Source organism: Legionella hackeliae (genome assembly GCF_000953655.1).
Classification (GTDB): domain Bacteria; phylum Pseudomonadota; class Gammaproteobacteria; order Legionellales; family Legionellaceae; genus Tatlockia; species Tatlockia hackeliae.
This window is the reverse complement of the sequence record NZ_LN681225.1, coordinates 1115665-1142571: the sequence shown is the minus strand read 5'-3', so window position 1 is coordinate 1142571 and position 26907 is coordinate 1115665. Positions and strand designations below refer to the sequence as shown.

Sequence of the window (26907 nt, the reverse complement as noted above, 5' to 3'; positions counted from 1 at the left end):
GGATTTCCTGCTTCTTGACTCTTATAATTACCATTAAGGTCGAATAATGACTTACCTGATAGCTCCTTCTATACTCTCAGCTGACATGACAAGACTCGGTGAAGAAGTGGATTTGGTCATGAAAGCAGGTGCTGATCTGATTCATTTTGATGTGATGGATAATCACTATGTCCCCAATCTTACTTTTGGCCCCCCTATTTGTAAGGCCTTGCGCGAGCGTTTTCCGCACATTCCTATTGATGTGCACTTGATGACAAACCCAGTCGATGATCTTATTGTTAACTTTGCCAAAGCAGGTGCAAATCGCATCAGTATCCATCCTGATGCTACAATTCATCTGGATCGTAGTCTTGAATTAATTCGGCAACAGGAGTGTGAAGCAGGGTTGGTTTTAAATCCCGCAACCTCCCCTGAATGTTTAGCGTGGTGTATCCACAGGCTTGATTTTGTCTTGGTTATGACAGTTAACCCCGGTTTTGGCGGACAACAGTTAATTCCCGAAGTAGAGCAAAAAATTACATGGATTAAAACAAAATTCCCTCATTTGCCGATTTGCATTGATGGTGGAGTAACCACTAACAATATTGCACGCCTGGCAAAAGCTGGAGCTACCCAATTTGTCGCAGGTTCTGCTATATTCTCAACAGATGATTATGCTGAAACGATTACAGCCATGCGTAATGAACTCAATGACCTAACCCATTAAGAGTCTATGAAAAATACATTATTAACAGGTTGCCTGGTAATAGGGCTGACATTTGCTGCCCATGCATTCTCAGGTGCCGATTACATGAATCGGTTTAATGCCTACACCCAGTGGAGTCAAAATTTACCTGAGAATCCGGGACCGGATTTCTATGCATTTATTGATAGCGACACCCCTCTTGCGCAAAAATTACGTAATAAATGGCTCTATCATCTTGCTCAAAATAAAGATTGGGTTAACTATACAAAGCATTATAAACCTACTATAGATGTGAATTTACAGTGCTTTGCTTTATTTGCCGATTATCAACAAGGCAAACAAACGGAGGCGTTGAATGGCGCCAAACCTCTGTGGCTTACAGGGTCTTCTCAACCGCCTGCCTGTAATACCTTATTTAATCTACTGACCAAAGACCCTAATTTTGATGAACGCCTGATTACCCAGCGTATCCATCTCGCATTGGAGGAGCGCAATGTGGGTCTTGCTCGTTACTTATTGAGACAGTATAAGCAACCTCGGCTTAATGATATCCAATTGTTAACCACCATTTATCTAAATCCCAAACTCATTATGCAATTACAACCTGGGGAATTGCATAATGCATTTTATTTATTCGGTTTAAAACGTATGGTTTCAACCAATATGGATGAGGCAATCAAGTTTTCCCAAACCGAAAAAACAAGAAAGATGCTAAGTTTTCCACAGCAGCAAAGTTTCTTGGTCCATCTCGTGATTTATAAAGCCATGCGCAATCATGAAGATACCCAATATTGGTTCGCCAAAATTAAGCCCGCTTATTACACCGATGTGTTACTTGACTGGCAAATCCGCCTGGCTCTTAAACAACAACGATGGGCCGAGGTTGAGCGACTTGTGAACCACTCTAAGGATAAAGAGAATCCTTGTTGGCAATATTGGTTGGCTCGTGCTCTGGAGGCGCAAGGTCAAAAAGCTAAAGCCAATGAAATTTATCAGTCAGTGGCTAAGTCCAGGAATTATTATGGATTTTTAGCCAGTTTACGTCTCAATAAAAAGCCTAGCTTTGAAAACGAACCTCCGGTTTCTGACTTATCAATTTTAAAACCCTATCAACCTTTTACACAGAATATTAAATCACTGTATCAGACAAAACAGGCCGTACAAGCCTCCCGTCTTTTAAATGATTTTGTTATAGAATTGCCAAAAGAGGATAAGAGTGCTTTAGCTTATTGGATTGCGACTGATTTACAGTGGCATGGCAAATCGGTTTTTTTAAGTAATACTGAAGACTTAAGTAATCAACTGTTTTTGCGTTTTCCACTCGCCTATCGCACAACAGTCAGCGAATACTCCAAAAACTACAGTATCCCCCCGGAATTTGTATACGCCATCATTCGTCAGGAAAGTGGTTTTCGCGATGACGTGGTTTCGCCTGCAGGAGCTCGAGGATTAATGCAGCTAATGCCTGCAACAGCCAGTGCAGTCGCTAAACGTGAAAAAATTACTTACGGCGACAAGGCACAACTCTTTTCATCGCAAAAAAATATTAATATTGGTGTCGCTTATTTAAGGCAATTAGCCGCTCGCTATAATCGCCACCCTGTCCTTATGGCTGCCGCCTATAATGCCGGTCCGCGCCAGGTTGCCTACTGGTTAAAAAATCATCCGCCAAAGCAGATGGACATTTGGATAGAGACTTTACCCTGGAGGGAAACTCGTAATTACCTAAAGAATGTCATAGCCTTCTATACCGTTTATCAATATAGAATGAACACAAGACCCGACTTAGGCATTTTTATGAAGTCTTTATAGGGTTTTATTAACCCTAGATGCCTCGGACAAGCCGAGGCAAGTAGGCCATGTTGTAAAGCCCGCATAAGTCGAAGCAAGTGGCAATGCATTCCTTCGGCCCAATACACCCATTGTTACCGCACCTGGCAATGCGAATGAAACCAAATTATTTCCTAACGCATTCAACAAACTCAAAGTTATTGCAAAAGCAGTGGGCATAGTGCCCAACATCAATTAAAATAAACGCAACAGGAAGTCTAACAAACGAAGCAGAAAAAGGCTTTTTGGTAAGGCTATATTCAAAAGCAGTTAAGAACAATAGAGAGAGTGTTCTCCTGGGAGGACAAATTCAACCCCTACTGCTGCGGTTCGAACAACACAGCATTCATCATTACGCGATGAAGCTAATAGCCTATACGATGATTGATCTTGGGCACTTTTGCAAGACTCCATGATCACCAGCAACATGACATGCCCCATTTATAAATTAGCAAAAGTACTTAGCCAAGGAGACTCCGTTGTCGCAGCACACCTGATGCGGTCTAATTTGATGACATTAAGAGCAAAAATTCAACGAATCAAAAAATAGGCTGCGTCATAGCCTGATAGAAAAATAGAAAGATAGAAAAATCAAAATTTCATTCGTTACAAACTAGCCATAAGGTGAGCTCGTGATTGTATTGATTTTTATTATTTGCTACATTGTAAATTGATGTTTCTTTTAGCGGCTTGATTTTAGACGCTTTTTTTTGATTTGACTTTTAGTTCATGTAATAGCATTTTATATTATTGGCTAAATGAGATTAAAAAAGCACGCGTTTTGATGAGGCTTGGTATATGTTGTCAATTAAAAACGTTCATAACCGCTTATGCCCTGTGCCTGGGATTCTAGTGAACGACTGAGTGGTTTAAAAAATTTAAATCGGAGAAAAAATTATGGATAATTTGGGGCTTATAGGGTACAACTTACTTTATAACGTTTTTTCATTTACTTTTGCTTTAATGATGGCGGCAACGCTTTTTTTCTGGTTGAACTTGGCGCGTGTTTCTGGGCGATATCGTTTAGCCATCTCCATTACTGGGTTGGTTACTTTTATTGCAGCTTACCACTACCTTCAAATCTTTTTCTCATTTGAACATGCTTACAATGTTATGGGTGATCGCGTTACTTTATCGGGTAAACCTTTTAACGATGCCTACCGTTATGTTGACTGGTTGTTAACTGTTCCCCTTCTACTTGTAGAGCTTATTCTTGTCATGAAGTTATCGCATGAAGAGACTGTCTCTCGTTCAGTCAAGTTAGGATTTGCAGCTGCTGTGATGGTTATACTCGGTTACCCTGGTGAGATTTCCGTTGACATGTCATCACGCTTGTTATGGTGGGTACTGTCTATGATTCCTTTCCTTTATATTGTTTACGAGCTCTTCTTTGGTCTGCGTGCATCTATTTCCAAACAGCCTCAAAAAACACAACCCTTGGTTCGAAAGGCTTGTTATTTAACAGTCTTAGCCTGGTGTTTTTACCCTGTGGTTTATTTGCTACCAAACTTGGGTCTTGGAGGCGGTCATGCTTTTGTTGCTGTCCAGGTTGGTTATTCTATTGCAGACATCGTAGCTAAAGCTGGTTTTGGATTACTCATTTTCTTCATTGCCCGATCCAAATCAAGCGAAGAAGGGTACGCTGAACTTTAATTCGATCCACACCCAATATTCTTAAGGATATTGGGTATATCTCTCACCGTCTTGACTCAGGGTAAAATGCCAATGTTTGACTCTCATGAGTTTATGGTTCTATTCAAACAGCTCATTGAAAGTGATTTAGATGAGGATATGCAGCAGATAAGTCGTTTTCATTTTCAGCACCCCGGAAGCTTGAACCGAGCACGACTCACTTTTAATTGTTCGATAGCCATGAAACTTCCCTTTGATGCAGCTAACAATTGTGCTGCTCTTGTTGAAATGCTTCATAATGCGTCTTTGATACACGATGATATTCAAGATAATGCCGTTTTTCGGCGAGGTCAGAAGTCTTTGTGTCAAAAGTTTGGTCTTGCTAAAGCACTTGCTTATGGTGATTTGCTTATTTCGATGGCTTATCATACAGCATCTCTTCTGCCATATGATTATATTGGTAGCTCTATACGACTAATTCATAACTTTGTAACAAAAACGATTATAGGCCAAGTTCGGGATATTAACGCAATTACGCTAAATAAACCTCAGCTGGTTGATTACATCAATATTTGCTGGCTTAAGTCTGGCCAGCTAATGATGCTGGGCATTAAGCTGGCATCGCTCCTCAGCGAGAAGATCATCTATTACCCTTTATTTGAGGAAATCATTCGTCACTTAGTGATTAGTTATCAAATTGTTGATGATATATCTGACATGGAAGAAGACAAAGACCAGCACAATTTTTGTATTTTTAATGTATTTGATAAGGACAACCCCATCATGTTGATTCAAGCACATGAGTTAGCCAAGAGCCACTTGTGTCAAGCTCAAACAATGATACACAAATTACCCCAGGACATGAGACTGCCCTTTTTGCAATTATACCGTAATATTCAGCCTAGATTGATTAAGGATCTAGCGTGAACAAAAAATTATCGGTTATAGGTGGTGGTTTAGGGGGCATGGCAGCAGCCTTACGCGCCAGAGCAAAAGGGTATGAAGTTAATATATATTGTCAATGCCCCATGCTGGGAGGTCGTGCGCAAGTCTACAGTAAAGATGGTTATACTTTTGATGCTGGTCCAACCGTGATAACGGCACCTTTTCTTCTAGAGGAATTGTTTGCGTTATTTGATCGTCAACTGAGAGACTACGTAACATTGGTTCCCATCGAGCCTTGGTATCGTTTTTTATATCCGGACGGGATGATATTTAATTATGGCGGTTCACTAGAGGAATTGCTGTCTGAAATTGGTCGTATTTCACCTGAAGATAAAGACAACTACCTTGAATTATTGGCTCACTCCAAAGAGATTTATGAAATCGGATTTGAACAGCTTGCCGATCATCCCTTCCATCAATTTACTCAGATGGCGAAAGTGATACCAAGCTTGATTCGCTTAAAATCTTACAAAAGTGTCTGGCAGTTGGTAACCCAATTTATCAAGCACCCAGCACTTAGACAAGCATTTTCTATACAACCTTTGCTTGTAGGGGGCAACCCTGTGGAAACAACCTCTATATATAGCCTCATTCATTATTTAGAGCGTAAGTGGGGTGTTCACTATGTGATGGGAGGAACAGGGCAGCTCATTGAGGCCATGACGATACTGATGAAAGAAGTGGGTATCAAGATCCACTTAAATAGCGCTGTGGAGCACATAAAAATTGTTGATAAACAGGTCCAGTCAATTGTTTTGCAAACCGGTGAGCATGTTTCTTGTGATGTGGTCATCTCAAATGTAGATCCTCTATATTTATATCGTTACATGATTGCAGCGAAGCATCAGCCTTTAGTATCAAAGTGGAAAACGGCTTTAAGTAAGCCATCCATGGGGCTTTTTGTTTGGTACTTTGGTACGAAAAAGAAATACAATGAGGTGCCCCATCACACAATCATCATGGGAGATGACTACAAACGTTTGTTGGCTGATATTTTCAATAAGAAAGTCCTGTCAAATGAAATGGCCATGTATTTGCACCGGCCCACGGCGACAGATCCTAGTATGGCACCTAAAGGGCATGACGCTTTCTATTGTTTGTGCCCTGTTCCCAACCTCAGTAGTGGAATTGATTGGCAAAAACAAGCAGGTCCTTTTATCAGGCGAATGATAACAAAATTAGAGCAAACCTGTTTGCCGGGGTTGTCTGATGAGCTGACTATCAGCATCAGCAAAACACCAATAGACTTTAAGACTGATTACAATGCGTTCCAAGGAAGCGGATTTTCTGTAGCCCCCTTATTTTATCAATCAGCCTGGTTTCGACACCATAATCAGGCTGAGGGAATTAATGGGTTGTATTTGGTTGGCGCCGGTACACATCCGGGTGCAGGGATACCTGGGGTATTATCATCTGCCAAGATTGTAGAGAAACTACTTCCTCAAGTAGCAATTTAGGAGCACTACATGAATGCCAAGACTGTCTTTAAGGCACACGCTAAAACATTTAGTTTTGCGGCCATGTTATTGCCACAAACGACACATGCCCATGCTTCAGAACTGTACGCTTTTTGTCGCTATTGTGATGATTTAGCAGATAATGCTTTAGATGATGATCAAAAAAGTCTTGCAAGATTAAAGTTAGATGCTATTTCTGGTGCATTATCTATCAATCGGTCTGATGATGTAACGCTTCAAGGTATGATTGAACTCATTAATCACCAAAACGTTCCATTAAATTCAGCCTTAAATTTGCTTGAAGGAATAAAGCAAGATCTGGGAACAGTGAGAATTCTCAATGAACCTGAACTTATTCAATATGCTTATCAGGTAGCAGGAACAGTTGGAGAGATGATGTGTCCTATATTGGGCTGTGTTGACCCTCAGGCAACTCAATATGCTAGTCACTTAGGTGTTGCCATGCAATTAACCAATATTGTTCGTGATGTGCTGGAGGATGCCAGACTAAATCGCTTGTACCTACCGGTGGAATGGCTTGGATTTGATGAACCAGGCTGCGTGCTAAAGGCCAAGTATCGATTACCTACTCAGTTGGCAATGAAAAAAGCCCTAAATTTGGCCGAGAATTATTACCAAAGCGCGTGCCATGGCTTAAAATTTATACCTGCGAGATCTCGTTTTACTATCTTTGTTGCCATGAGACTCTACCGGCATATTGGCCTAAGCGTTGCAAAAGGGGGATATGAATACTGGAGTGGCCGTTTATCAATATCAAATTTTAAAAAAATAACCCTGGCAAGTTGGGCCGGTTTTAATTTTGTTTTTGGAAAATACTACCATGCCCTCGCACAACTGTGATGTATTAATTCTTGGTGGAGGCTGTGCGGGTTTGGCGACTGCCTTTTTTTATAGCCAAACTCAGGGGTCACAGACCATCGATATTATAGAACAACGCGAATTTTATGAGGATGATCGAAGTTGGTGTTTTTGGTTGACCATGGACCAGTTTCCCCATAAAGACATCATTTTTCATCAGTGGCCTACGTGGACCTTAAGCAAAGGTTCAGTAGTTATTGAACATACTAACCTTGCTACACCTTATGCTATCATCAAGAGTAAAGATTATTACAATAAAGTTCTGGCGGCTATTGAGGATGATCCTAGGCAAAAGTTACACTTGAATATAAAAGTGTTCGCTATAAGCAAAGAAAAAAATTGCTTCGTTGTGGATACCTCTATTGGTAAGTTTATTGCCCGTCATGTGATCGATACAAGACCCAACCAATTTATCCTTAGAAAAAAAGCGCCGTTGCATCAAATCTTTTATGGTGTTGAGATCAAAACCAAACAACCCGTGTTTAACCCAACTTCAGCTCATCTTATGAATAATCTTGTTGCTAACGATATTTATTGTCAATTTGATTATGTCTTACCTTTCAGTCCTTATCATGCATTGCTCGAAGTGACAAGATTTAGTTCTATTTATCATGAGCCTGAACAGCTCATGCAAGAATGTATTAAACTCGCGCATCAATATACGACTGAATTTGATACCTTAAGGCAAGAGGCTGCTGTTTTGCCTATGGGCATTGACAAAGTTGCTCAAAACTCAAAGTCATGCCATGTTTTTGCCCAGCACCAAGGGTCATTAAGAGCTTCAAGCGGCTATGGTTTTTTACGTATCCAACAACGGGCTTGGCATCATGCCCAGCAAATTGGAATGAACAAAGCATTAAAGGAGCCGGTGTTAGACTTGGCTATAGATAGATGGATGGATCTTTGTTTTTGTCGTGTTCTTTTGCGTCAAATGCCACTTTCTCCTGAGATATTCATACTATTGGCCTCAAGATTGAATCCTTCTCAGTTTGCCCACTTTATGAATGGAACTCTTGGATGGTCTTTGCGCTGGAATGTGATACGAGCAGTACCAAGTTGGCCATTCATCAAGGCAGTCTTATGAAGTCTTTGGCCTTAATCGGAAATTTCATCATAATGTCTTTGCTAACGATTTGGTTTCCCTCATCTGCTATGCTTGTTTTTTTTGTAATGGTGTTTGTTATCGGTATCCCACATGGCGCATTAGACTTGTGGATTTTAAGAAAAAAATTTGCGCTTAGCAATTGTAATATAATTGTATTATTCATTGCTTACTTGTCATTGGCGATTGGGGTTTTTCTTGGTTTTTACTGGTTTTCTTCTTTCTTTTTTGGTTTTTTTTTATTGTACTCTGCTTATCATTTTGGCATGGATTACTATGATTCAAGCGTGTTTCAGGCAAAAGTATACTGTTATTTTTTAGCTTTAATTATTGGTCTATCTATTATTTGTCTGCCTGCATTACTCCATACTCAAAAGATATGCGTCTTATTTTCCTACCTAATCGGCTCAGAACAAGCTATGTTATACGCCCATTTTTTGCAGTGGGCTGCATGTTGTTTATTACCAGCAATTGGCCTTGGGCTTTTCACTTTAAAAAAAGAGTGTGCTCAAGAGGTTATTATCGTGCTTATGGCTTCATTGTTAGCGCCGCCACTGGCTTTTTTGACAGTTTATTTTGTTGGTATTCACTCTTGTAAATATTTTGCCATGCTTTATAAAAAGATAGGTTATTCATCATATCGAACATTTGTTAAGGACTTATTGCCGATGACTTTGTTAACGTACATTTTTTCAATAACGGCATTTGCTTTTTTATCAACCAGTTTGGATTGGCAGGGAGCGGGATTTTTTTTAACAATATATATGTTGGCAGCACTTACTTTGCCTCACTTGCTACTGGTAGAGGTGTTTAAAAAAAAGGGAGTGTAATATGGGGGATTTGATTCTAATCTAGCATCTTTGCCCACTAATCCATAACCATTTTTTTATCGATATCCAAAGGGTGCCAATGATAATATACCTAGCGACGAGACCATTTAAAACCGGGGAGGTATTAAATTGCCTTGATTAAAAAAAGTTCGCCAAAGCAGATGGACATTTGGATAGAGACTTTACCCTGGCGAGAAACTCGTAATTACCTAAAGAATGTAATTGCCTTCTATACCGTTTATCAATATAGAATGAACACAAGACCCGATTTAGGAATTTTTATGAAGTCTTTATAGGGTTTTATTAACCCTATAGATGCCTCCGACAAACCGAGGTAAATGGGCAATTCTGTAAGCTTGGGACAAGGCGAGTTAGGTAAGGCAATAATATGATAGCTATTCACCTTGCCATCTACGTGCCTCGGCTTGTCCGAGGCATCCAGAAAGATCTGAATCAAGAGCAAATTTCTCCTCCTACGAATTGAGACTTGAACTTCATAAGCTATCTCTTTTAATTTGAACATCCAATGGATACCTCGGACAAGCCGAGGCAGGTAGGCAATGTTGTAAAGCTCGGAAAAACCGAGACAGGTGGACAAATGTTGTATGTCTTGGACAAGCCGAGACAGGTGGACAAATGTTGTATGTCTTGGACAAGCCGAGGCAGGTGGGCAAATGTTGTAAGGCTCTGACAAGCCGGAAAGTGGGCAATTCTGTAAGCCCGGGACAAGCTGAGGTAAGTAAGGCAATGATATGATAGGTATTCACCTTTGCCATCTACGTGCCTCGGCTTGTCCGAGGCATCCAGGAAGATCTGAATCAAGAGCAAATTTTTCTTCCTACAAATTGAGACATGAATTATTAGCCATCTCTTTTAATTTGAACATCCAATGGATACCTCGGACAAGCCGAGGCAAGTAGGCAATGTTGTAAGTCTTGGACAAGCCGAGACAGCTGGACAAATGTTGTAAGGCTTGGATAAGCCGAAGCAGGTGGACAAATGTTGTAAGGCTTGGATAAGCCGAGGCAGGTAGGCAATGTTGTAAGTCTTGGACAAGCCGAGGCAGGGGGCAATGACTGTGGACTCGTGTTAAACAAGGCAAGTGGGATGCCTATGAGAGAGTGTTAAAGCAAGGCACACCACCAGGTTATAAAATTACCAAATTTCTGCCACCGGTCTAATTGCTTTATATTCCTCAATCCGTCTTTTCGTCGCAGGTGAAACCTCTTGAGGAAGACTATCTAAGTCAAACCAGGCCTCGTCCAAAACCTCGACGGAGCTTACCTTTTCTTTTGCAAAATTTTCAACGAGATAGAAAACGATATAATCATCCCTCTTTTCTTTGCCATTGTAATAAACATTAAACAATCGCGGTTCATCTAGACATCTAATACCAACTTCCTCAAAAAGCTCTCTTTGAACAGCTTGGAGGGGTGATTCTCCTCGCTCAACACCGCCACCCACCGTATACCAACCATTAATATAGCTATGTTTTATCAGCAGCACTTTATTTTCTTGGATAACAAGCGCACGAGCACCCAGGGTTTTTATGGGTAACATTGCAAGAATTTTATTTTGTATTTTCCATAGAAAATGACGCATTTTAACTCCTTGTTTTTAAACTTCTACTTCTATTTTACCCCGATGACTAATTATTCCAGCATAAATTAGAAAGGACAAATTGACTGCGCATGTTGATATTGGTCAATTTTTGAACTATTCTTGGGGTATGGATAGTATTTGTAGCGCAGCTAACAGTCGCATTTGGGAATCCTGATTTGTAGACATGGTGTGCAATGTGAAGCCTGAAGTGTCTCAAGAGGTGTCCACTTTTTTAGAAGTACAACTGCAAGCACAAATACTATCTATCATTAGCCCCCTCCTGTAACTAACCCCCTATCCTCTAACAATGGTTCGTGCAATAAAATATCTTGTCGGAATGGGCTTAAATTCTGAACAAAAAAACCAATTAGATTTTTTCCCAACCAGTTTTCTTTACCATCAAAACGTTTTACCGTGGTTGCATTTTGGGATGTCCCAATTAAAATTTTATTGATATAACTAAGACAATCAATTTCTCCTGGTTTCATCTTGCAAACAATATATTCGGTGGTGCAGGTATGTGTAATTTGCAATTGTTCGTGAAGTGCAAGCATGTCGACAATTTTTTCACCTGAAACAATACGTTTTTCACATTGTGAAATTGAACGTGTCAAATCGGTTGGTGCTGTTGAAAACTCTATTGTCAGAGGAGGAGTATTCTCATCAATTGTCAGAGTCATAAAAGCATGCTGTCCTAAATATCCCTCCAAGCTTGGGCTAAGGAATCGGGCTCGAAGAGTATTAATCTTGTAAGAAACATTGTTTTGTAAAAAACGCTGAAAGGACGCTTCATCACCGTAAAAATAGTCGCTTAACAACTTTTGTCTAACTTGCTCTTTATAAACAGCAAAGGAATGAGTCTTTTGCATCGTCTCAATGCACTCATGAATCCCATCCAAACAACATTTTAATTGCCTGAATAGCTCTTCTTTAAATAGTTTTTTAGGCAATCTAAATCCAATCGCACCGCCTAAAAATGCACCAGTAACTACGCCTATCGCAAAAGAAGCCAATGGATTAGTGAAATTCCATAGCCCGCGAACAAATCCCGAAATACCTCCAATTAACCCACCGGCTATGCCTAGTATGAATGCTAAAATAACCGCACCTAAGTTAATTAAGAATCTAGTTATTTTAGCTTCAATTGCATCTATTTTAGCTAAATTCGTTAGTTGCTGGTATTGAAGAAAAACTTGCTCAAGTGTTTGCTGTACCTCCAACTCTGTGGGAAGCTTTGCTTGCATCAACTTTCCTAAATTATCAATAAATTCTTCAATTTTTTGTAAAAATTGTTGCGTGAATTCTGTCTGTTTATTTTTTAAGGTATTTAGCATTAAAAACAAATGATATTTGATTTCATTGTAGGGTAAATCGGTAATTTTTTGGGTGCAAATATTGATCGTATTAGCATATTCCGCGCTCTGCATTATTCTATCCTAGTGCTAACTTCTATTTATCTTATCCAAACTCACTAAGAACTAAAAGCATTAACTTGATGGTAAATTTTCTTTCGAAATGTCTCGTTAATCGATAGAATATGTAATTTTTTTTCAATTGAGGACAAAATAATGCATCCAGAAATCTTTACGCAAAGGATTGAAGATATCCGTTATCAATGGAACGTTGTAGCCTGCACTACTTTTCAGCATTTTCTAGAAAACGTTGTGACCCATTATCATCCCGATAAAGATCTTAAAAAAATACTTGATGAATGGGCATCCTTCATGGTGGTTGCTCAAAAACCTTTTTTACTCATTGACACGCTTTTACCAGAACATGAGCTAGATCTACCACAAACACAATACAAAGCAGCTTTTATTGAGGCTTTGAGGGGATATTGCCAAAATGCGCACGATGTGGCTGAGAGAAAAATTGAAGAAAAAAGAAAATCTGTAGTAGAGATAGAAAGACAATTACTGCTCCAAGATATTGAGCGAATAAATTCCTACGGAAAACCCAAATCTGCAACTACATTGGTTGCGACTGCGTTTGATACCAAAGTCACCATTACTGAAGTACAACCTCATTCAATCGCACCTAGGAATACACAAAGCAAGGCTCAAAATATACCGCCCTCTGCCCCCCATGCCGACTTGTCTGCTATTCCGCAAACCAACCGCACTTCACGCCATGCACCATTTAAAGTTACAGCCCCATCTTCCTATCCCTCTAGCAATATGGCTCCACCTCAAGCTCAGCCAATAGCACAATTTGTAGCTCAACAATCACCTGTTCTTGTCGACTCCAATAGGAATGATACTACTCTAGAATCAAATATAACGTCGCCCGCTCGATTCTTTAAAACTTCCCCACCCCCTGCTTTACCGGAAAGTGTGGGCTATCATCCTTTAGATCCTAGGGATAAAAATAGCTGGTTATCTCTTTACCAAAATCTAGCCCAAGATACTTATGCAGAAAATTATTTTCCTTCTATGAACTGATAAACAATTGGATTGCTTCACCTCGTTCGCAATGATGCTGTGAGGTAATCCAATCTACTACATTCTAATAACAGCTAATAATTAGAACGCGATTCAAAATCAAATTTGCAGTCATGTAACTTCACTATCTTTGTCTTTTTCAGCCATTTATTGCCAAACCAAACCAACAAGAACATCGGTAAGCCAATATAGGAAATAAGTAATCCATACCAATCAATATGATGACTCATAAAAGCAGCATAATTTTGTCCACTGATAATAATAAAACACAGGGCAAAAGCGAATAAAGGACCATAAGGATAGCCTTTTGCCCTATAGGGTAATTTGCCTGGATCTTTCCCTTGAATAAGGTATGCCTTACGAAAACGATAATGACTAATGGCAATGCCCATCCAGGCAATCAAACCAGCGAGGCTACCTGCATTCAGCAACCAGAAATAAACAAGGCCATTACCGAATAATGATGAAAGGAAAGACAATAAAGCCACACAACTTGTCACTAATAATGCATATATCGGTACACCGCGCTTATTCACCTTGGCAAAAACACGTGGTGCGTGGCCTTCTTTTGCCATATGCCAAAACAATCTACTAGCAACGTAAAGTCCAGAATTCGCTGTAGAAAGTATGGCAAGCAATACGACCCCATTCATGAGCATCGCTGCCAATGCTTTATCATACTGTGCAAACACAAGCGTGAAGGGACTCATTGCTATATTGGCATTAGTTAACTGCTCCGAAGTATAAGGAATTAAAAGACTTATCACCAACAAGGACAATAAAAAAAAGAGTACAATGCGCCAAAACACCAATTTCACAGCTTTAGTAACATTCTCTGCCGGATTATGACTCTCTCCCGCTGCAATACCTAATAATTCAGTGCCTTGAAACGAAAATCCTGCCACCATAAACGCACTAACAACCCCTGCCCATCCACCGTGAAAGGGTGCATCGCCAATCGTCCAGTATTTAAATCCCACAGGCTCAAAACTTGTAATCCCCAAAATCATGGCAAAACCACTGACAATAAATAAAATAATGACAGCGACTTTAAGAAATGAGAACCAATACTCTGCCTCACCAAATGCCCGTGTTGAGATGGCATTAAACCCCACGGTTAGCATTAAGAACACAGTACACCATAATAGTGGCGAACTTTCAGGAAACCAAAAATGCATGACTAATGAAGACGCTGAGATCTCAGACGCAATGGTCACGGCCCAGCTATACCAATAGTTCCATCCCAGCGCATAGCCTAATGAGGGATCAACAAATTCTGCTGCGTAAGCACAAAATGAGCCTGTTGTAGGCATAAACGCAGCCATTTCCCCTAAACTTGTCATGAGGTAATAAACAACACATCCCATAATAAGATAAGCCAGCAATGTTCCCCCGGGACCTGCCAAAGAGAGAGCATTACCGCTGGCTAAAAAAATACCTGTCCCTATGGAGCCGCCAAGTGTAATCATGCTTAGAATTCGTGCATTGAGCTTGCGATGCAACGCATTCCCTTGCGATATTTCTGGCATTTCATCGTCCTTGAATTATTAATTAGACTTGTTAGTGCGCGACTTAATCGTTTAGAAATTCACACAATAAACGTTGGAAATGATGAGTTCCCTGCTCTTTCGTAGGTGAAAATCGACCTGTGTCATAAAAACGAGAACGAACTCCTCGTTGTACCGACTCGACAACAGCCTCATCCTCCCGCTCAACTTTATCAAGATCACCGCCAGCACCTTTACCCAGTTTGGATTCATCAAGTACATAGGTTAAAAAAGAAACTTTAGTTAATTCAGGCCCAAGTGGCTTTACTACATTGACTGAGCAGCCCCAGGGATAAAAATTAAGCATAGTATTTGGGAATATCCAATAGTAATAGGCCGCTACTTGTTTTCCATAGTCAGGGGAATCTTTAGGTAACTCAAAACTCTCCTCGCCACTACTTGCTAACGCCAATTGCAGATTACAATAGGGATATAACTCCGTCGTGTATGTTCCGCAATCAATGACTTTTCTTAATGCATGATGCACGAAAGGAATGTGTAACGCTTCAAGGTAGTTTTCACAATATAAAGCCCAATGTGCCTTCACCAGATAATCCCGTGAGCGGTTAATATCTAGGCGCATATCCTTCATTGGAAGCCAGAAAAGACGCTCTTTAATCTCAGCAAAAACCTCTTGAAAAGGAATTCTTGGGGATAATGAGGCAAAGATAAACGGCTCCAGGCACCCAAAAGGAACTTGAGAAAGATTGTCTTTTTCACATGGAAAATCTTTGGTTTTTTCAAATTCAGGCATATGCAAAAATTCACCACCAAGATTAAAGCGACGTCCATGGTAAGCACATTTTATCTTATGCGCTGTACAGGGTGCATCGATTAAAAGATTACCGCGATGCGTACAAACATTGCTTAAACAATGCAGTGATTCCTGCTCATCACGCACGAATAACAAAGGTTCGTCTAATAATCCAGGCAAGAGGGTCAATGGCACAAGCTGGCCACTTAATCTTAAGGCTTCTGTGCTTAAACAAAACTGCCAGGTTTTCGCAAATATTTTTTCTTTGGCTTGTTCGTACCAATCGATAGACGTATAAAACTGGGAAGGGATAGTTGATGCTTTCTCAATATCGGGATCAACATATAAATTCGTCATAGTACCTCCTGTAAACTATCCTTAAGGAGGGCCTAAGCTAGTCATTTTCTCTTTGACTGTCAACAACTACCGATTTTCCATACCAATAAAATAAAATATAGAGAAAAATAAAAAAGAATAAGAAACAAACGATAGCATAAATCATAGCTTCAATACTTTTAGCGAAGTAAGCATTAATGGCATAAAAGATCATTAAAAGAATAGCGCTGGCTGCATTTCTAAACATATAAAATCCAGCAATCTTGTTATGATCCAGATAATTCTGGCTAATAATTTGCGAAATTCCATAGGACCAGGATGACGTAATTCCCCCCATAAGCGCTAATAAAATGGACAGAGAAACTGAACCTGAATACAGTATAAAAAGAACCATACTTGATACAGTAAAAGCAAAACATATCCCTAAACTCTTTCGATTTGATTTGCTTTGAAATAACCAACTTATCGACATTCCGCCCAATAAAGCACCAATACCACTGAGTGATAAAATTGTGCCTACAAACCACTGAGGATGATGGAGATTCAAAATAGGTATAACAAGGAAACTAATAAAATTAGTCCAAACAGTGGTTAGTGAAAACGCCAATAATAATTGCAAGGATAAGGGATATAATTTTAATTCAGTCAATCGGAAAATGGCTTTATCCAGATTAACCTCTGAACTAATATATTTTTTATTCAATTTAGCTAAAGGCAGTAAATAGATAATTGCTGATATAAATGCAAAAAAAGTAACCAGCTTACTATCTACAACATTGAGCAATACGCTGGCAAGAAGCGGAGAAGAAATATAACCAAAAGCGGTAGTTACAAGTCCTAAACTAACTCCTCTTGCTCTTTTAGATTCCGGTAATAGCAAGACAATGGATTTATCAAATAAACTAATCTCTGTTGAACTCATTGTGAATAAAACTGCAACAATGACAAGAATACCGTTTAAATTAGCCTGATAATGATTCATCAATAGAATCAGAGTTCCTAAAGCCAGGGTTTGCACACACAAAATCGTTACAAGAAGAAACTTTATCTCCATCCTATCCATAATGCGAGTTACAACGAATGCCGAGAAGACCATTGGCAAATTTATTAATATACCCAAAAGAGATAACTCGGAAACCGCAGAGCCATATTGAAAAAATAAAAAAATAACCGTAAATAAAATAGTCTTTAAACTCAAGACATAAAGAGTTCTAACCCCCCAAATAATGTAAAAAAGAGTTTCATTCAAGCTCTAGTCCTCATTGTCATCCTACGGCCATGCTATATATGTTAAACCTGCAAATATTTAAATTTTAGCTAAGATAATAAGTAATTGCTTAATAATTGATGCACTTTTTTAAGTAAGACTTTGAATTTGCATTTCATTGACAATTTGAGAATAAATACATGAAGAAAACCCCTGAAATTGTGGCAATTTTTGATTTTGACGGCACCATCACGCAGAAAAACACGACTGTACCGTTCTTAAAGTTTATTTGGGGTTATTATTTTACCTGGAAATTTATTAAAAAATTACCAAATGCTGTGGCTTATCAATTACAACTTATCGACATTGATCAATTAAACGGGGCTATTGCAAAGACTTTTCTTAAAAATTTGTCACGTGAGTTTCTCTATGCAAGCGGTGAGCACTTTTCAAATGCAATTATCCCAAAATTTGTAAAAACTTCGGCATTTGAGCGCCTACAATGGCATAAAAAACAAGGTCATCACTGTGTATTAGCAACCTCAGCGTACAATGTCTATATTGATTACTGGGCACATAAGACAGGCTTTGACGATGTTGTTTCAACCAAAATTGAATTTGATGAATTTAACCAGGCGACGGGCCGTGTGGAGGGGAAAAGTTGTAATGGTCAAGAAAAACTACGACGCGTTCTTGAGATAATCCCTGCCGCCAAAATCAGTTATGCTTATGGCGATAGTTCTGGCGACAAAGAAATTTTAAATTTTGCAACCTACCCTTATTACAGAGAATTTAAGTAATCTTTTATCGACTCTTAACTCTCACTTTTCGGGTAATGATCGTTAAAATCTACTGCCAATTTGTTACCTAACTGTGCTTTAATCATGACCTCTTCGATAAGTTGATTCAAAAAATAATCCACGTCTTTCATCTCAATTAAATCTTGGTTGAAAATCAATGCTAAAAGATCACCCTGTTCACTAGTTCGCACCATGAAATTTAGTTTTTCGGGATTAGAATAATTCCAGAGAGAGACTTGTTTTTGCTGATTCACAATATTTTCAATAATATAATCTCCTGAATAAAACGGTTTTTTATCAGGTGAAAGTGTATATTGATTAAAAATAAATTCAGGTTGAATATAGCCAATTTGACTCAAATCTTTAGTCAGCGGAGCATATTGAAAACGTTGGACAACTTCAAGAATCATTAATTGTAACTTGTGTATCTGGGTAATAAAGTCAGATTCAGACTCTATAGGAATAACAACGGGAACGTTGTCAGCATAATATCCCATCATCCCAGCATCTTTAAGTTCGCCTCTATTCGATTTAACAACACTAATGTATACCTCATTTTTTTTATTGAGAACTTCTGCAATAACAAGGCTAAATATATACAAGTAAAATACATATTTTGATATTTTGTTTTTGTGACAAAAGTGCTCAATCTTAATGGAATTTTCCTTAGATAATTTCCTATAAATCAGCCCACCCAAATAACTCTTTTTAGGAGCGGTGAAATTTTTGATGCCATACGTTTTATTGAGTCTCAGCAAGTAACTCTGGTAATCCTTCAGATAGGTTTGATAATTTTGTTGCGCTGAGGCATAAAATTTTAAATATTCAGAATCTTGCGATTGTTCTATAGTTTTCTGAGGTTCATTATAAAAGTCGACAAGATCATTTAAGAGTAATTCAGAAGAAATTCCATCAAAAATAATATGATGTAATCTAATTAATAAAATAGGTAGACCATGGGAATAATTAATTAGATACCATCTGAATAAGGGTGGTTTATCAATCGAGATAGGCTCACTTAATAAATCTCCCAATGTTTTATAGAGCTCATTTGTTTGTATCACTTGCAAGGGAACTGTCACAGCTTCTTTTTCAAGAGTTAATTTGAGTTGATGGTTTACGGAAAAATAAGTTCTCAGTGCTGGATTCTTAACAATACAAGAGTGCATTGCAAGATTCAGACGTTCCACATCAATATCTGCATCAACTTCTTTGAAAATTGGAACATAAAATGGCATTCCATCGGGATGGTTTTTAAATGATTCCCATAAATTTTGCTGTAGAAATGACGCCTCTTGCTGAATGGATTTATGCATAGTTTCCACCAGATTGTTATTTAAATCTAAATTTCTTTTCGATATCGTAGAAATCCATTTATTTAATAATTCTTCAGCATAATTTCCTGATACTTTATCGGTACGATATTTTAATGAAAATTTAATTTCATCTCTGCTAAATAACACTTTAAATGATAAAATTCTTGGCTCATCGCCCCATGAGTAATTTTGCACATTTCCACTTTTTACAGCGGTTATATCTAAGCTTGTATTCACCAAATCCAAATCAGAACGCCTTTGAAAATCAAAAGAAATCATGGGTGCTTGCAACCCCATCTCTTTTATCATCGCCATACGCAAGTATTGTTTATCAATTACAGACAATAATTGATCCTGAAGTAATTTAGTCTGTTTCATAATATTTCTTTCTTTACGAGCAGTGATAATAACATCATTAGAGGTATCACCAAATACAGAAGAAAAATCACCATTTTCACGGCCAGAAAAAAAGACAACAATACCTTGTTCTTCTCTTTTAAATTGTTCAAAAAGCATTTCAAACAAATTGGCTAGCAAATAATTACTTAGTGACAATTTATTTTTTTCAATGAGCTTTATTGCAGACTTAAGATTACCAACGGGTAGAGTAGAAGAAATTACGTCCACTTCTTTTCTAGTTTCATTTATTGGCACATCAAGTGGAATTTCTTTTAAAGTATCAGCCCAATAGTCACGTAGATTAGTATCTAATTCATAATAAACGTTATTCCACTGCCAAGTAATGAACTGATAATATTGCTTAGGTTCTTCGAGAGTTTGGCCCTCATAATCAGCAATGACTTCGTTTATAAAGGCACTCACTGTATTTCCATCAGCAATCAAATGGTGAAATACCAATAACCATCGATACTCATTCTCATCAACTTTTATTAATTTTGTACGTAAAAGAGGCGGTTTTTTCAAATCAAATGGTTCAGACAAATAATCAGAAATTTCTTTCTCATCGCAACTTGAACTCAATTCAAGTTTTATGACAATTTCGTTATGGCGATGCTGATTAACCTGCCCAATAACCTCATGAAATCCATATTGAAAAACATCATGACGCAAACCTATTTTTTCCACCGATTTTTTAAAATCATCAACACGTAAAAATCCCTTTATAGATAGCTCCATTGGAATTTGATAAGCCCGATGATCATTCGCATTCTTGAGGAAATTCCAAATTTCTTGCTGTTGTAAAGAAAGGGGGACACTCTCTGGGGCAGGCTCTGCTTTTACAATTACTGGTTGTACATTTTTTTCGATAGAAGCGACAGTTGAATTAACAGAGGAATCCACTATTTTTGCAAGTTCTTCAGCAGTAGAGTAATTAAATATATCTTTTGCGGAGATTAAATTTTTCTTGTATTTTTTATTTACTTTATGAACAACCTGAGCTGCCATGATAGAATCCATTCCCACCTCAAACCAATTATCATTAGCAGCCAATTCTCCAGTAGAAAGTTTTAGTGTTTCTTGAACTATTTTTAAGATATTTTCCACTAAAGAATGCGATTGATTTTTGTTGGCGTCCTCAGAATTTTCAGTCGAGTCTAATGCTGGATTATCTCGATGTTCTAAAGAATCAATCTTGCGATTAAATTGAGCAATAACAATATTATTTTCTTTCTCCTGTTCTTTTAACAATAACTTAATATACTCTGGCTCGATGGGCACAATCCCTTGTAAAGCCAAGTAATCCGCCAAATTTTCCTCATTTTCCTTAAATAGCCCAGTATTTTTTACAGGACCTAAAATCAAGTTGAGACTTGGTTTTCCCTCTTTCTTTCGTTGATAACTTAGCGCGTCAAGAAAAGCATTTGCTGCTGCATAAGCAGCCTGTCCCTGGTTACCAAAAATACCTGCAATGGATGAAATACAAACAAATTCCTTGATAGGATGATTAGCTGTTGCCAAATGCAGGTTCAATGCGCCTAATGCTTTTCCAGAGAAAATAGCTCGGATTTCTTCCTCCCTGGTTGTCAGCCATGGTTTATCAATAGCAACGCCTGCAGCGTGAATTATAACGCCTAAGGGCGGTAATTTTTGACTAACCATAGCAAGCAATTTATTTACTTCGCTGATTTGACCCACATTGCAGGAGTGGTAATGAATGTGTGCTTCACCTTTTTTGAGATAAGCGTCTATCGTTTCCGACCAGTTCGAAGGATTAGCTTTACGGCCTACAGCAACGATATGTTTAACCCCTTGTTCAAGCAAGGCTTCAATCAACAATTGTCCTACACCCCCATTTGCTCCTGTAACAAGGTAAGTATGCTCAGGATAAATCTCTCGCTTACCCGCTAATAAATGGGGTTCAAGGGGAACAATTTGTCTTCTATAGTAATTTTGATTTTCATAGCGTAAAACCCAGTGCCCATGCATTGAGTGATGCAAGCTGTGGATCCATTGAAAATCATTATTTAGCAAATCTCCTTGTAAATAATGGACGCGCCAAACAGGATATTCCTGTTTAATTGACTTTAATAAAGCAAGCAAAGCACATCCGATTTTTGAAACTGAGTTTTTAGGATGATGTGTGAGAAAAACAAATGGCTTTTCTATAGCATGTTCCAATAATAATTTTGTAATTAAGCTGACATTATTTAACTCTTCCTCTATGTCATTTACATCATTATCGGTGGAATTGCAAAAATAGATTAGACGTTTAGCGTCATTAATTTTTTGCAAAATTTCTTGCTTTGTTAACGCATTTAGAGTGATGAAATCAATTTTTCCGTAGAAATTTTTTAGAGTTGATAGCAGAGAATCATTTTGAGAGTCAGTATAATTTATGAACGTAAGCTGTTCATTTCGATAATCCCCTTTAGCAGGTTGATAGTTTAGTTTCTTCCATTTTAAGCTATGCAAATTCTTTTTCCATGAATGACTATTAGTCTGTTTTTCTTCTTGTGAAATTACTGGTAACCAATAGTCTCTTCCGATAAACGGATATTTAGGAAGCGAATGTTTTTTCACTATCTCTGTATTTAGAAGCTGCCAATTAATCTCTATCCCTTTTAAATAAAGTTCACCCAGAGCTTCACATAAAGTCGACCAAGGTTCTTTTGCATCTCGAACAGAAGGAAGTATTATGAAATTATAAACTTCCTGAGCTTGGGCGCTTAGTACTGCCTTAGGACCAATTTCTTGTAGAAGAGTGACCCCTTTAGTAGCGAGGGTTTGTAAGCCTTTATGAAACTCAACTGTTTTTATTAAATGCTCACACCAATATTCAGCATTTATGTTATTTGTTAACTCCATCCCTGTAACATTGGTGATCAATGGTATTTTTGCTGGCTTATAATCAATTTTTTGTGCGTGTTGATAGAATTTTTCAACAATAGGAGCCATTAACGGTGAATGAAAAGCATGCGATGTAGCAACTTTTTTGCAACGTACACCCTGTTGTTGACAATAGTTTAGTAACGCCTCAATCGTCTCTTTTTCTCCAGAAACAACAGTCTGTTGCGGGCTATTTTTGACTGAAATAGTCAGATCTGAAAAATTAACCAATATTTTTTGTACTTCTTCCGCTGTGGTGGCAATAGCAAGCATAGCCCCATTATCAGGCAGTGAAGCGATAAGTTTGGCTCTTAAGCAAACTAATTGCAGTGCCTCCTCTAAAGACATTATCTCAGCCACACAAGCTGCTACATACTCACCCAAACTGTGGCCAAGTAATGCAGAAGGCTTTAACCCTAATGAAAGAAACCATTTTGCAAGCGCATATTCAAAAGAGAACAATGCGGGTTGAGCATAAAGTGTATAATTTATATCAATGTCTAGTGGTGTATTCAGCAGCACATCGCGTAAACTATAGTCCAGCAATGCTTCTGTGATTCTACAACACTCATCAATAGTTGCCGCAAACTCTGGCAAGGAGGAATAAAGTGAAACTGCAAAATTAGGTTCTAAACACCCCTGCCCTGTAAATAACCACGCGAAATTGATGTTCTCCTCAACCAGGCCTTGTTGCCAATTTCCCTCAGAAAGTGCTTGTTGCCACTCTTGATAATTCTTAGCAACAATGTATGCGCGATGTTGAAAATGTGTCCTGCTAATGAGCGATTGGTGGCTTAGTGAAGCAAAATCCTCATCAGCTGTAGATTGGCTAAATTCACAATATTTTTGTAAGTAAGTCTTCAGTGTTTTTTCATCTCGAGCACTGACAGCCCAAAGATGGTGAGAACGTGGTTGTTCTTTTTCAACTGTAGTTTTTTCGTCAAAATTACCCAAAATAAAATGAGCATTTGTCCCACTAAATCCAAATGAACTCACTCCAGCATAACGACGTTTATCATCCCAGTTCAGCAATTGAGAAGGAACATTCATCATTTCTTGCTGGCTAATTTTAGGATTAAATTGTTTTAAGTGCAGATGAGCTGGAATTTGACCATGTTTAATTGCCAAAACGGTTTTTATAAAACTGGCAACCCCTGCGGCTGCTTCTAAATGGCCAACACGTGTTTTTAGCGAAGTAATATGAAGTGGATTTTGACGATCTTTTGCATAAACCCGTCGAATTCCTTCCCATTCAATGGGATCACCTAAAGAGGTTCCTGTACCATGGGCTTCAACATGAGTAATTTGCTCAGGTGTTAAACCTGCCACTTTAATAGCAGATTCCATCACCTCAATTTGAGCCCCTAAATTAGGTGCTGTAAGACCATTACTTGCACCATCCTGATTCACACTGCTGCCATGAATAATGGCATAAATTTTATTATGGTCACGTAAAGCATCCGTCAATTTCTTTAAAATCACAATGCCGCACCCTTCTCCTCTAACATAACCATCGGCCTCAATATCGAATGTACTGCAACGATTTTTGGGAGATAACATGCCGCTTTTGCAAAAAATAATATTTCCCTCAGGCGATAAAATCAGATTAACCCCACCGGCAATAGCTAAAGTACAATCACCATCTTGAAGAGCACGACTTGCTTGATGAATGCTTACGAGAGAAGATGAACATGCGGTATCAATTGCCATGGAAGGTCCATGAGTACCTAAGAAATAGGCAATGCGACCAGCGGCGGTAGAGAAACTGGTTCCTGTCGCCTGATAAGTGGTCAACTCTTCAAGCGGAACCTGTTTTTGGATTAAAGCGTCATAATCATGAGTACTAATACCAAGGTATATACCCGTTTTACTCTCTTTCAGGCTTTGAGGCACAATACCAGCATCTTCCAAAGCATTCCATGTCACCATTAATGCCAAGCGCTGTTGCGGATCAAGATATTCTGCTTCTCGAGGGGAAATATTGAAAAATTTAGCATCAAATCGCCTAACATCCGTTAAAAAACTTCCGCTAGTGGTATACATCATCCCCTTTTTAACAGGATCAGGATCATAGTATTGACGAATATCCCAGCGATCCTGCGGAATTGGTCGAATACTATCATTTTGGCTTTGTAGAAACGCCCAAAAGTCCTCCACACCAACGAGCGTGGTTTGATCATTTCCCGGAATTCTGCAATCCATACCAATAATAGCAATGGGCTCATAGACTTGCTGCGATTGACAGGCGAGTGCGATTGGTGAATGATTGGCAACCTTTTGGCTTAGTGCATGAATATTAGGAAACTCCCAAGCAAGCAAGGGATCTAAATGTTGCTGAATATGTTGTTCCAAGTCACTAATCATAGTTACCAACTTGATTGAATTAAGACCATATTCAGAAAAAGCTCGATGTTCATCGATATTGTGACAAGCAACTTTAGCATTTGTAACTAGCCAATTTTTAAGCCAATTTACAATATCCCCAGAATCCATAGTAGCCGTTATTTCTGGACTCTGTACTTCTACAGGCTCCAGGAGCTGAGCTGTTACCTGAAATTCTTTATTAAGATATGCTTGTTTACAAGCATTTCGCTGTACTTTGCCGCTACTTGTTTTCAGGAGACGCTTAGGTGGAATCAGTACAATATCTTTAGGAACTACATCCGTTGACTCAAAGACAGATTGTTTAACTTTCGCTAAAATTTCTTGATACCGTTCACTTTCAAGATGATTTCGTACCTCAGCAATAATAATACACTCTTCGGAGTATTCTCCAGGGAGTGAAAAGGCAGCTGAGCCATCAACGATCAAATCAGGATCTGAGGTATAGCAAGCTTTTTCAACATCTTGAGGATAAATATTACGACCATTAATAATCATTAAATCTTTGACTCGTCCACAGATGACTATGTAATTCTCCTCATCGATAAATGCTAAGTCGCCAGTACGTAAAAAAGGCCCTTCACCATTTGTTGTAAACGCAGTAAATATTTCAGTTGTTTTTTCATTATTAAGATAGTAACCTTTGGCCACAGAGGCTCCCTGCATCCAAATTTCTCCCACACATAGTTTAGGTAAGATTTCTTTGGTGTTGGGATCAACAATCTTTAATGTATATTCATTTAAAATCTTGCCACAGCGAATAACTTCCACAGAATTGTGAGTCTCAGGCACTACTTGTCCTAAAGCCAATTTATCCTTATTTACTCGAAGAAATCTGTCTTTACCCTTGTCTATGTATACAGAGATAACTAAAGTTGACTCAGCCATCCCGTAACCAGGCTTCATGGTGCCAGGTTTTAATCCGTAAGGTGTTAGTACTTCTTCAACATGTCGAATCGTTTCTGGTTTTATGGGTTCGGCCCCATTAATCAAGTGATAAACATGAGAAAAATCTAATTCGCTTTTTACCTTTTGTTTTTCGAGTGCGGTAACTGCCAGTTCATAGGAAAAATTAGGAGCCATAGTATAAGTTCCCTTCTCCTCACTAATTTTTTGTAACCAAAACCAAGGCTTTTTAAGAAAGGTTAATGGGGCCATAAATACACAAGTCCCACCTGAGTAGAGAGGTAATAAGGTATTACCTATCAATCCCATATCATGAAAAATTGGTAACCAGCTAACACAAGTTTGCAGCGATTCTAACCCCACAAGATCGATCGCTAGCTGAAGATTACTAACAATATTTTTTTGAGTAACAACAACGCCCTTGGGAGCACCAGTAGAACCGGAAGTATATTGTAAAAAAGCAACATGCTCAGGATTAGGATCTAGTAGAGTAAAACGGGAAGCATTTTCGTATTCCAACTCATCAAGACATAGCAATTTCGCCTGAGCTGGAAATATAAAATCATTGATTTCACAGTATTTTTTCACCTTTGCCATAGTTAATATGGTGCCTACGTGGGAATCCTCGACAATTTTTAACAAGCGTTGTAAATGGCGGGTTTGTCGTGGAGGATAGGCAGTGACTGCAATATTATTAGTATGGAGTACTGCTAAAAATGACACAATGTAATCAAGAGAGGAATCAAATAAAAGGAGGATGGGGTGTTGCTCATTTTTCTTATGGATATCGTCAACATGTAAACTAAAAAGTATATTGGCTAAAGCAACAATTTTTTCTTCGAGTTGTTTATAGGTCAATTCCTGGGAAGTTTGATAGTTGCCCTCAAAAAACTTTAAGGCAGTTTTATTGGGATGTATCTTGGCATGATGGAAAATTTTTTGTAAAAGTAATTGATTCATACAACTCC

The 26907-nt window shown here is 38.5% G+C and carries 17 protein-coding genes; 10 read left to right on the top strand and 7 right to left on the bottom strand.

The genetic code is table 11. The features are described from left to right. The first annotated feature begins 46 nt into the window (after nt 1-46). A complete protein-coding gene (rpe, locus tag LHA_RS05225) occupies nt 47-706 on the top strand; it encodes a ribulose-phosphate 3-epimerase (protein WP_045105601.1) in 660 nt (219 codons plus the stop codon). Nucleotides 707-712: 6 nt separating this feature from the next. Then, on the top strand, nt 713-2497 hold the full coding sequence (locus LHA_RS05220; protein WP_045105600.1) for a transglycosylase SLT domain-containing protein: 1785 nt from the start codon (nt 713-715) through the stop codon (nt 2495-2497). Between the two features lie 288 nt (nt 2498-2785). Here the strand turns inward: LHA_RS05220 and LHA_RS17270 are convergent, their stop codons facing one another. Then, a complete protein-coding gene (locus tag LHA_RS17270) occupies nt 2786-2944 on the bottom strand; it encodes a hypothetical protein (RefSeq protein WP_156413576.1) in 159 nt (52 codons plus the stop codon). A gap of 468 nt (nt 2945-3412) precedes the next feature. Here LHA_RS17270 and LHA_RS05210 point away from each other — a divergent pair, with 468 nt between their 5' ends. The 6 genes from LHA_RS05210 (at nt 3413) to LHA_RS05185 (ending at nt 9360) form a co-directional block, all read left to right on the top strand. Beyond that, nucleotides 3413-4168, top strand: coding sequence for a bacteriorhodopsin-like (locus tag LHA_RS05210; RefSeq protein WP_045105598.1), 756 nt, complete (start codon nt 3413-3415; stop codon nt 4166-4168). 72 nt (nt 4169-4240) lie between these two features. Then, the gene (locus tag LHA_RS05205) at nt 4241-5074 is read left to right on the top strand and encodes a polyprenyl synthetase family protein (protein WP_045105597.1); all 834 of its coding nucleotides are present in this window, start codon (nt 4241-4243) and stop codon (nt 5072-5074) included. Further along, entirely contained in the window at nt 5071-6549 is a 1479-nt protein-coding gene (gene crtI / locus LHA_RS05200; protein WP_045105596.1) for a phytoene desaturase family protein, read from the top strand. Before LHA_RS05205 ends, crtI begins: the two co-directional genes overlap by 4 nt. Before the next feature lie 9 nt (nt 6550-6558). Beyond that, entirely contained in the window at nt 6559-7410 is an 852-nt protein-coding gene (locus tag LHA_RS05195; RefSeq protein WP_045105595.1) for a phytoene/squalene synthase family protein, read from the top strand. After that, nucleotides 7391-8512 carry a lycopene cyclase family protein gene (locus LHA_RS05190; RefSeq protein WP_045105594.1) on the top strand — a complete coding sequence of 374 codons (1122 nt, stop codon included), beginning with the start codon at nt 7391-7393 and terminating at the stop codon, nt 8510-8512. The genes LHA_RS05195 and LHA_RS05190 overlap by 20 nt, the downstream gene beginning before the upstream one ends. Before the next feature lie 32 nt (nt 8513-8544). After that, nucleotides 8545-9360: a Brp/Blh family beta-carotene 15,15'-dioxygenase gene (locus LHA_RS05185; RefSeq protein ID WP_231861982.1), complete on the top strand. Its 816-nt coding sequence runs from the start codon at nt 8545-8547 to the stop codon at nt 9358-9360. A 1155-nt stretch (nt 9361-10515) separates the two neighbouring features. On the opposite strand, the gene LHA_RS05175 is transcribed toward LHA_RS05185, so the two are convergent. Both LHA_RS05175 and LHA_RS05170 read right to left on the bottom strand, forming a co-directional pair. Beyond that, nucleotides 10516-10962 (bottom strand): NUDIX domain-containing protein, encoded by a 447-nt coding sequence (locus LHA_RS05175; RefSeq protein WP_045105591.1) that lies wholly within the window; start codon nt 10960-10962, stop codon nt 10516-10518. A gap of 269 nt (nt 10963-11231) precedes the next feature. Then, the gene (locus LHA_RS05170; protein WP_045105590.1) at nt 11232-12389 is read right to left on the bottom strand and encodes a hypothetical protein; all 1158 of its coding nucleotides are present in this window, start codon (nt 12387-12389) and stop codon (nt 11232-11234) included. Nucleotides 12390-12530: 141 nt separating this feature from the next. On the opposite strand from LHA_RS05170, the gene LHA_RS05165 reads away from it, so the two are divergent. Then, nucleotides 12531-13403 carry a hypothetical protein gene (locus LHA_RS05165; protein WP_045105589.1) on the top strand — a complete coding sequence of 291 codons (873 nt, stop codon included), beginning with the start codon at nt 12531-12533 and terminating at the stop codon, nt 13401-13403. 74 nt (nt 13404-13477) lie between these two features. On the opposite strand, the gene LHA_RS05160 is transcribed toward LHA_RS05165, so the two are convergent. The 3 genes from LHA_RS05160 to LHA_RS05150 are packed head-to-tail and all read right to left on the bottom strand — an operon-like array spanning nt 13478 to nt 17289. Beyond that, nucleotides 13478-14932 (bottom strand): amino acid permease, encoded by a 1455-nt coding sequence (locus tag LHA_RS05160; protein ID WP_045105588.1) that lies wholly within the window; start codon nt 14930-14932, stop codon nt 13478-13480. 43 nt (nt 14933-14975) lie between these two features. After that, complete coding sequence (locus tag LHA_RS05155) at nt 14976-16061, bottom strand: SRPBCC family protein (protein WP_045105587.1); 1086 nt, start codon at nt 16059-16061, stop codon at nt 14976-14978. A 37-nt stretch (nt 16062-16098) separates the two neighbouring features. Then, complete coding sequence (locus LHA_RS05150) at nt 16099-17289, bottom strand: MFS transporter (protein WP_045105586.1); 1191 nt, start codon at nt 17287-17289, stop codon at nt 16099-16101. Nucleotides 17290-17447: 158 nt separating this feature from the next. On the opposite strand from LHA_RS05150, the gene LHA_RS05145 reads away from it, so the two are divergent. After that, entirely contained in the window at nt 17448-18047 is a 600-nt protein-coding gene (locus LHA_RS05145; protein WP_045105585.1) for an HAD-IB family hydrolase, read from the top strand. Nucleotides 18048-18061: 14 nt separating this feature from the next. Here LHA_RS05145 and LHA_RS05140 read toward each other — a convergent pair whose 3' ends face one another. After that, nucleotides 18062-26899 carry a type I polyketide synthase gene (locus LHA_RS05140; protein WP_045105584.1) on the bottom strand — a complete coding sequence of 2946 codons (8838 nt, stop codon included), beginning with the start codon at nt 26897-26899 and terminating at the stop codon, nt 18062-18064. Nucleotides 26900-26907: the final 8 nt, after the last annotated feature.

Coding starts and splice junctions, on each gene's coding strand:
- rpe (WP_045105601.1), top strand. CDS start 47: ATGACTTACCTGATAGCTCCTTCTATACTCTCAGCTGACATGACAAGA.
- LHA_RS05220 (WP_045105600.1), top strand. CDS start 713: ATGAAAAATACATTATTAACAGGTTGCCTGGTAATAGGGCTGACATTT.
- LHA_RS17270 (WP_156413576.1), bottom strand. CDS start 2,944: ATGTTGCTGGTGATCATGGAGTCTTGCAAAAGTGCCCAAGATCAATCA.
- LHA_RS05210 (WP_045105598.1), top strand. CDS start 3,413: ATGGATAATTTGGGGCTTATAGGGTACAACTTACTTTATAACGTTTTT.
- LHA_RS05205 (WP_045105597.1), top strand. CDS start 4,241: ATGTTTGACTCTCATGAGTTTATGGTTCTATTCAAACAGCTCATTGAA.
- LHA_RS05195 (WP_045105595.1), top strand. CDS start 6,559: ATGAATGCCAAGACTGTCTTTAAGGCACACGCTAAAACATTTAGTTTT.
- LHA_RS05190 (WP_045105594.1), top strand. CDS start 7,391: ATGCCCTCGCACAACTGTGATGTATTAATTCTTGGTGGAGGCTGTGCG.
- LHA_RS05185 (WP_231861982.1), top strand. CDS start 8,545: ATGTCTTTGCTAACGATTTGGTTTCCCTCATCTGCTATGCTTGTTTTT.
- LHA_RS05175 (WP_045105591.1), bottom strand. CDS start 10,962: ATGCGTCATTTTCTATGGAAAATACAAAATAAAATTCTTGCAATGTTA.
- LHA_RS05170 (WP_045105590.1), bottom strand. CDS start 12,389: ATGCAGAGCGCGGAATATGCTAATACGATCAATATTTGCACCCAAAAA.
- LHA_RS05165 (WP_045105589.1), top strand. CDS start 12,531: ATGCATCCAGAAATCTTTACGCAAAGGATTGAAGATATCCGTTATCAA.
- LHA_RS05160 (WP_045105588.1), bottom strand. CDS start 14,932: ATGCCAGAAATATCGCAAGGGAATGCGTTGCATCGCAAGCTCAATGCA.
- LHA_RS05155 (WP_045105587.1), bottom strand. CDS start 16,061: ATGACGAATTTATATGTTGATCCCGATATTGAGAAAGCATCAACTATC.
- LHA_RS05145 (WP_045105585.1), top strand. CDS start 17,448: ATGAAGAAAACCCCTGAAATTGTGGCAATTTTTGATTTTGACGGCACC.
- LHA_RS05140 (WP_045105584.1), bottom strand. CDS start 26,899: ATGAATCAATTACTTTTACAAAAAATTTTCCATCATGCCAAGATACAT.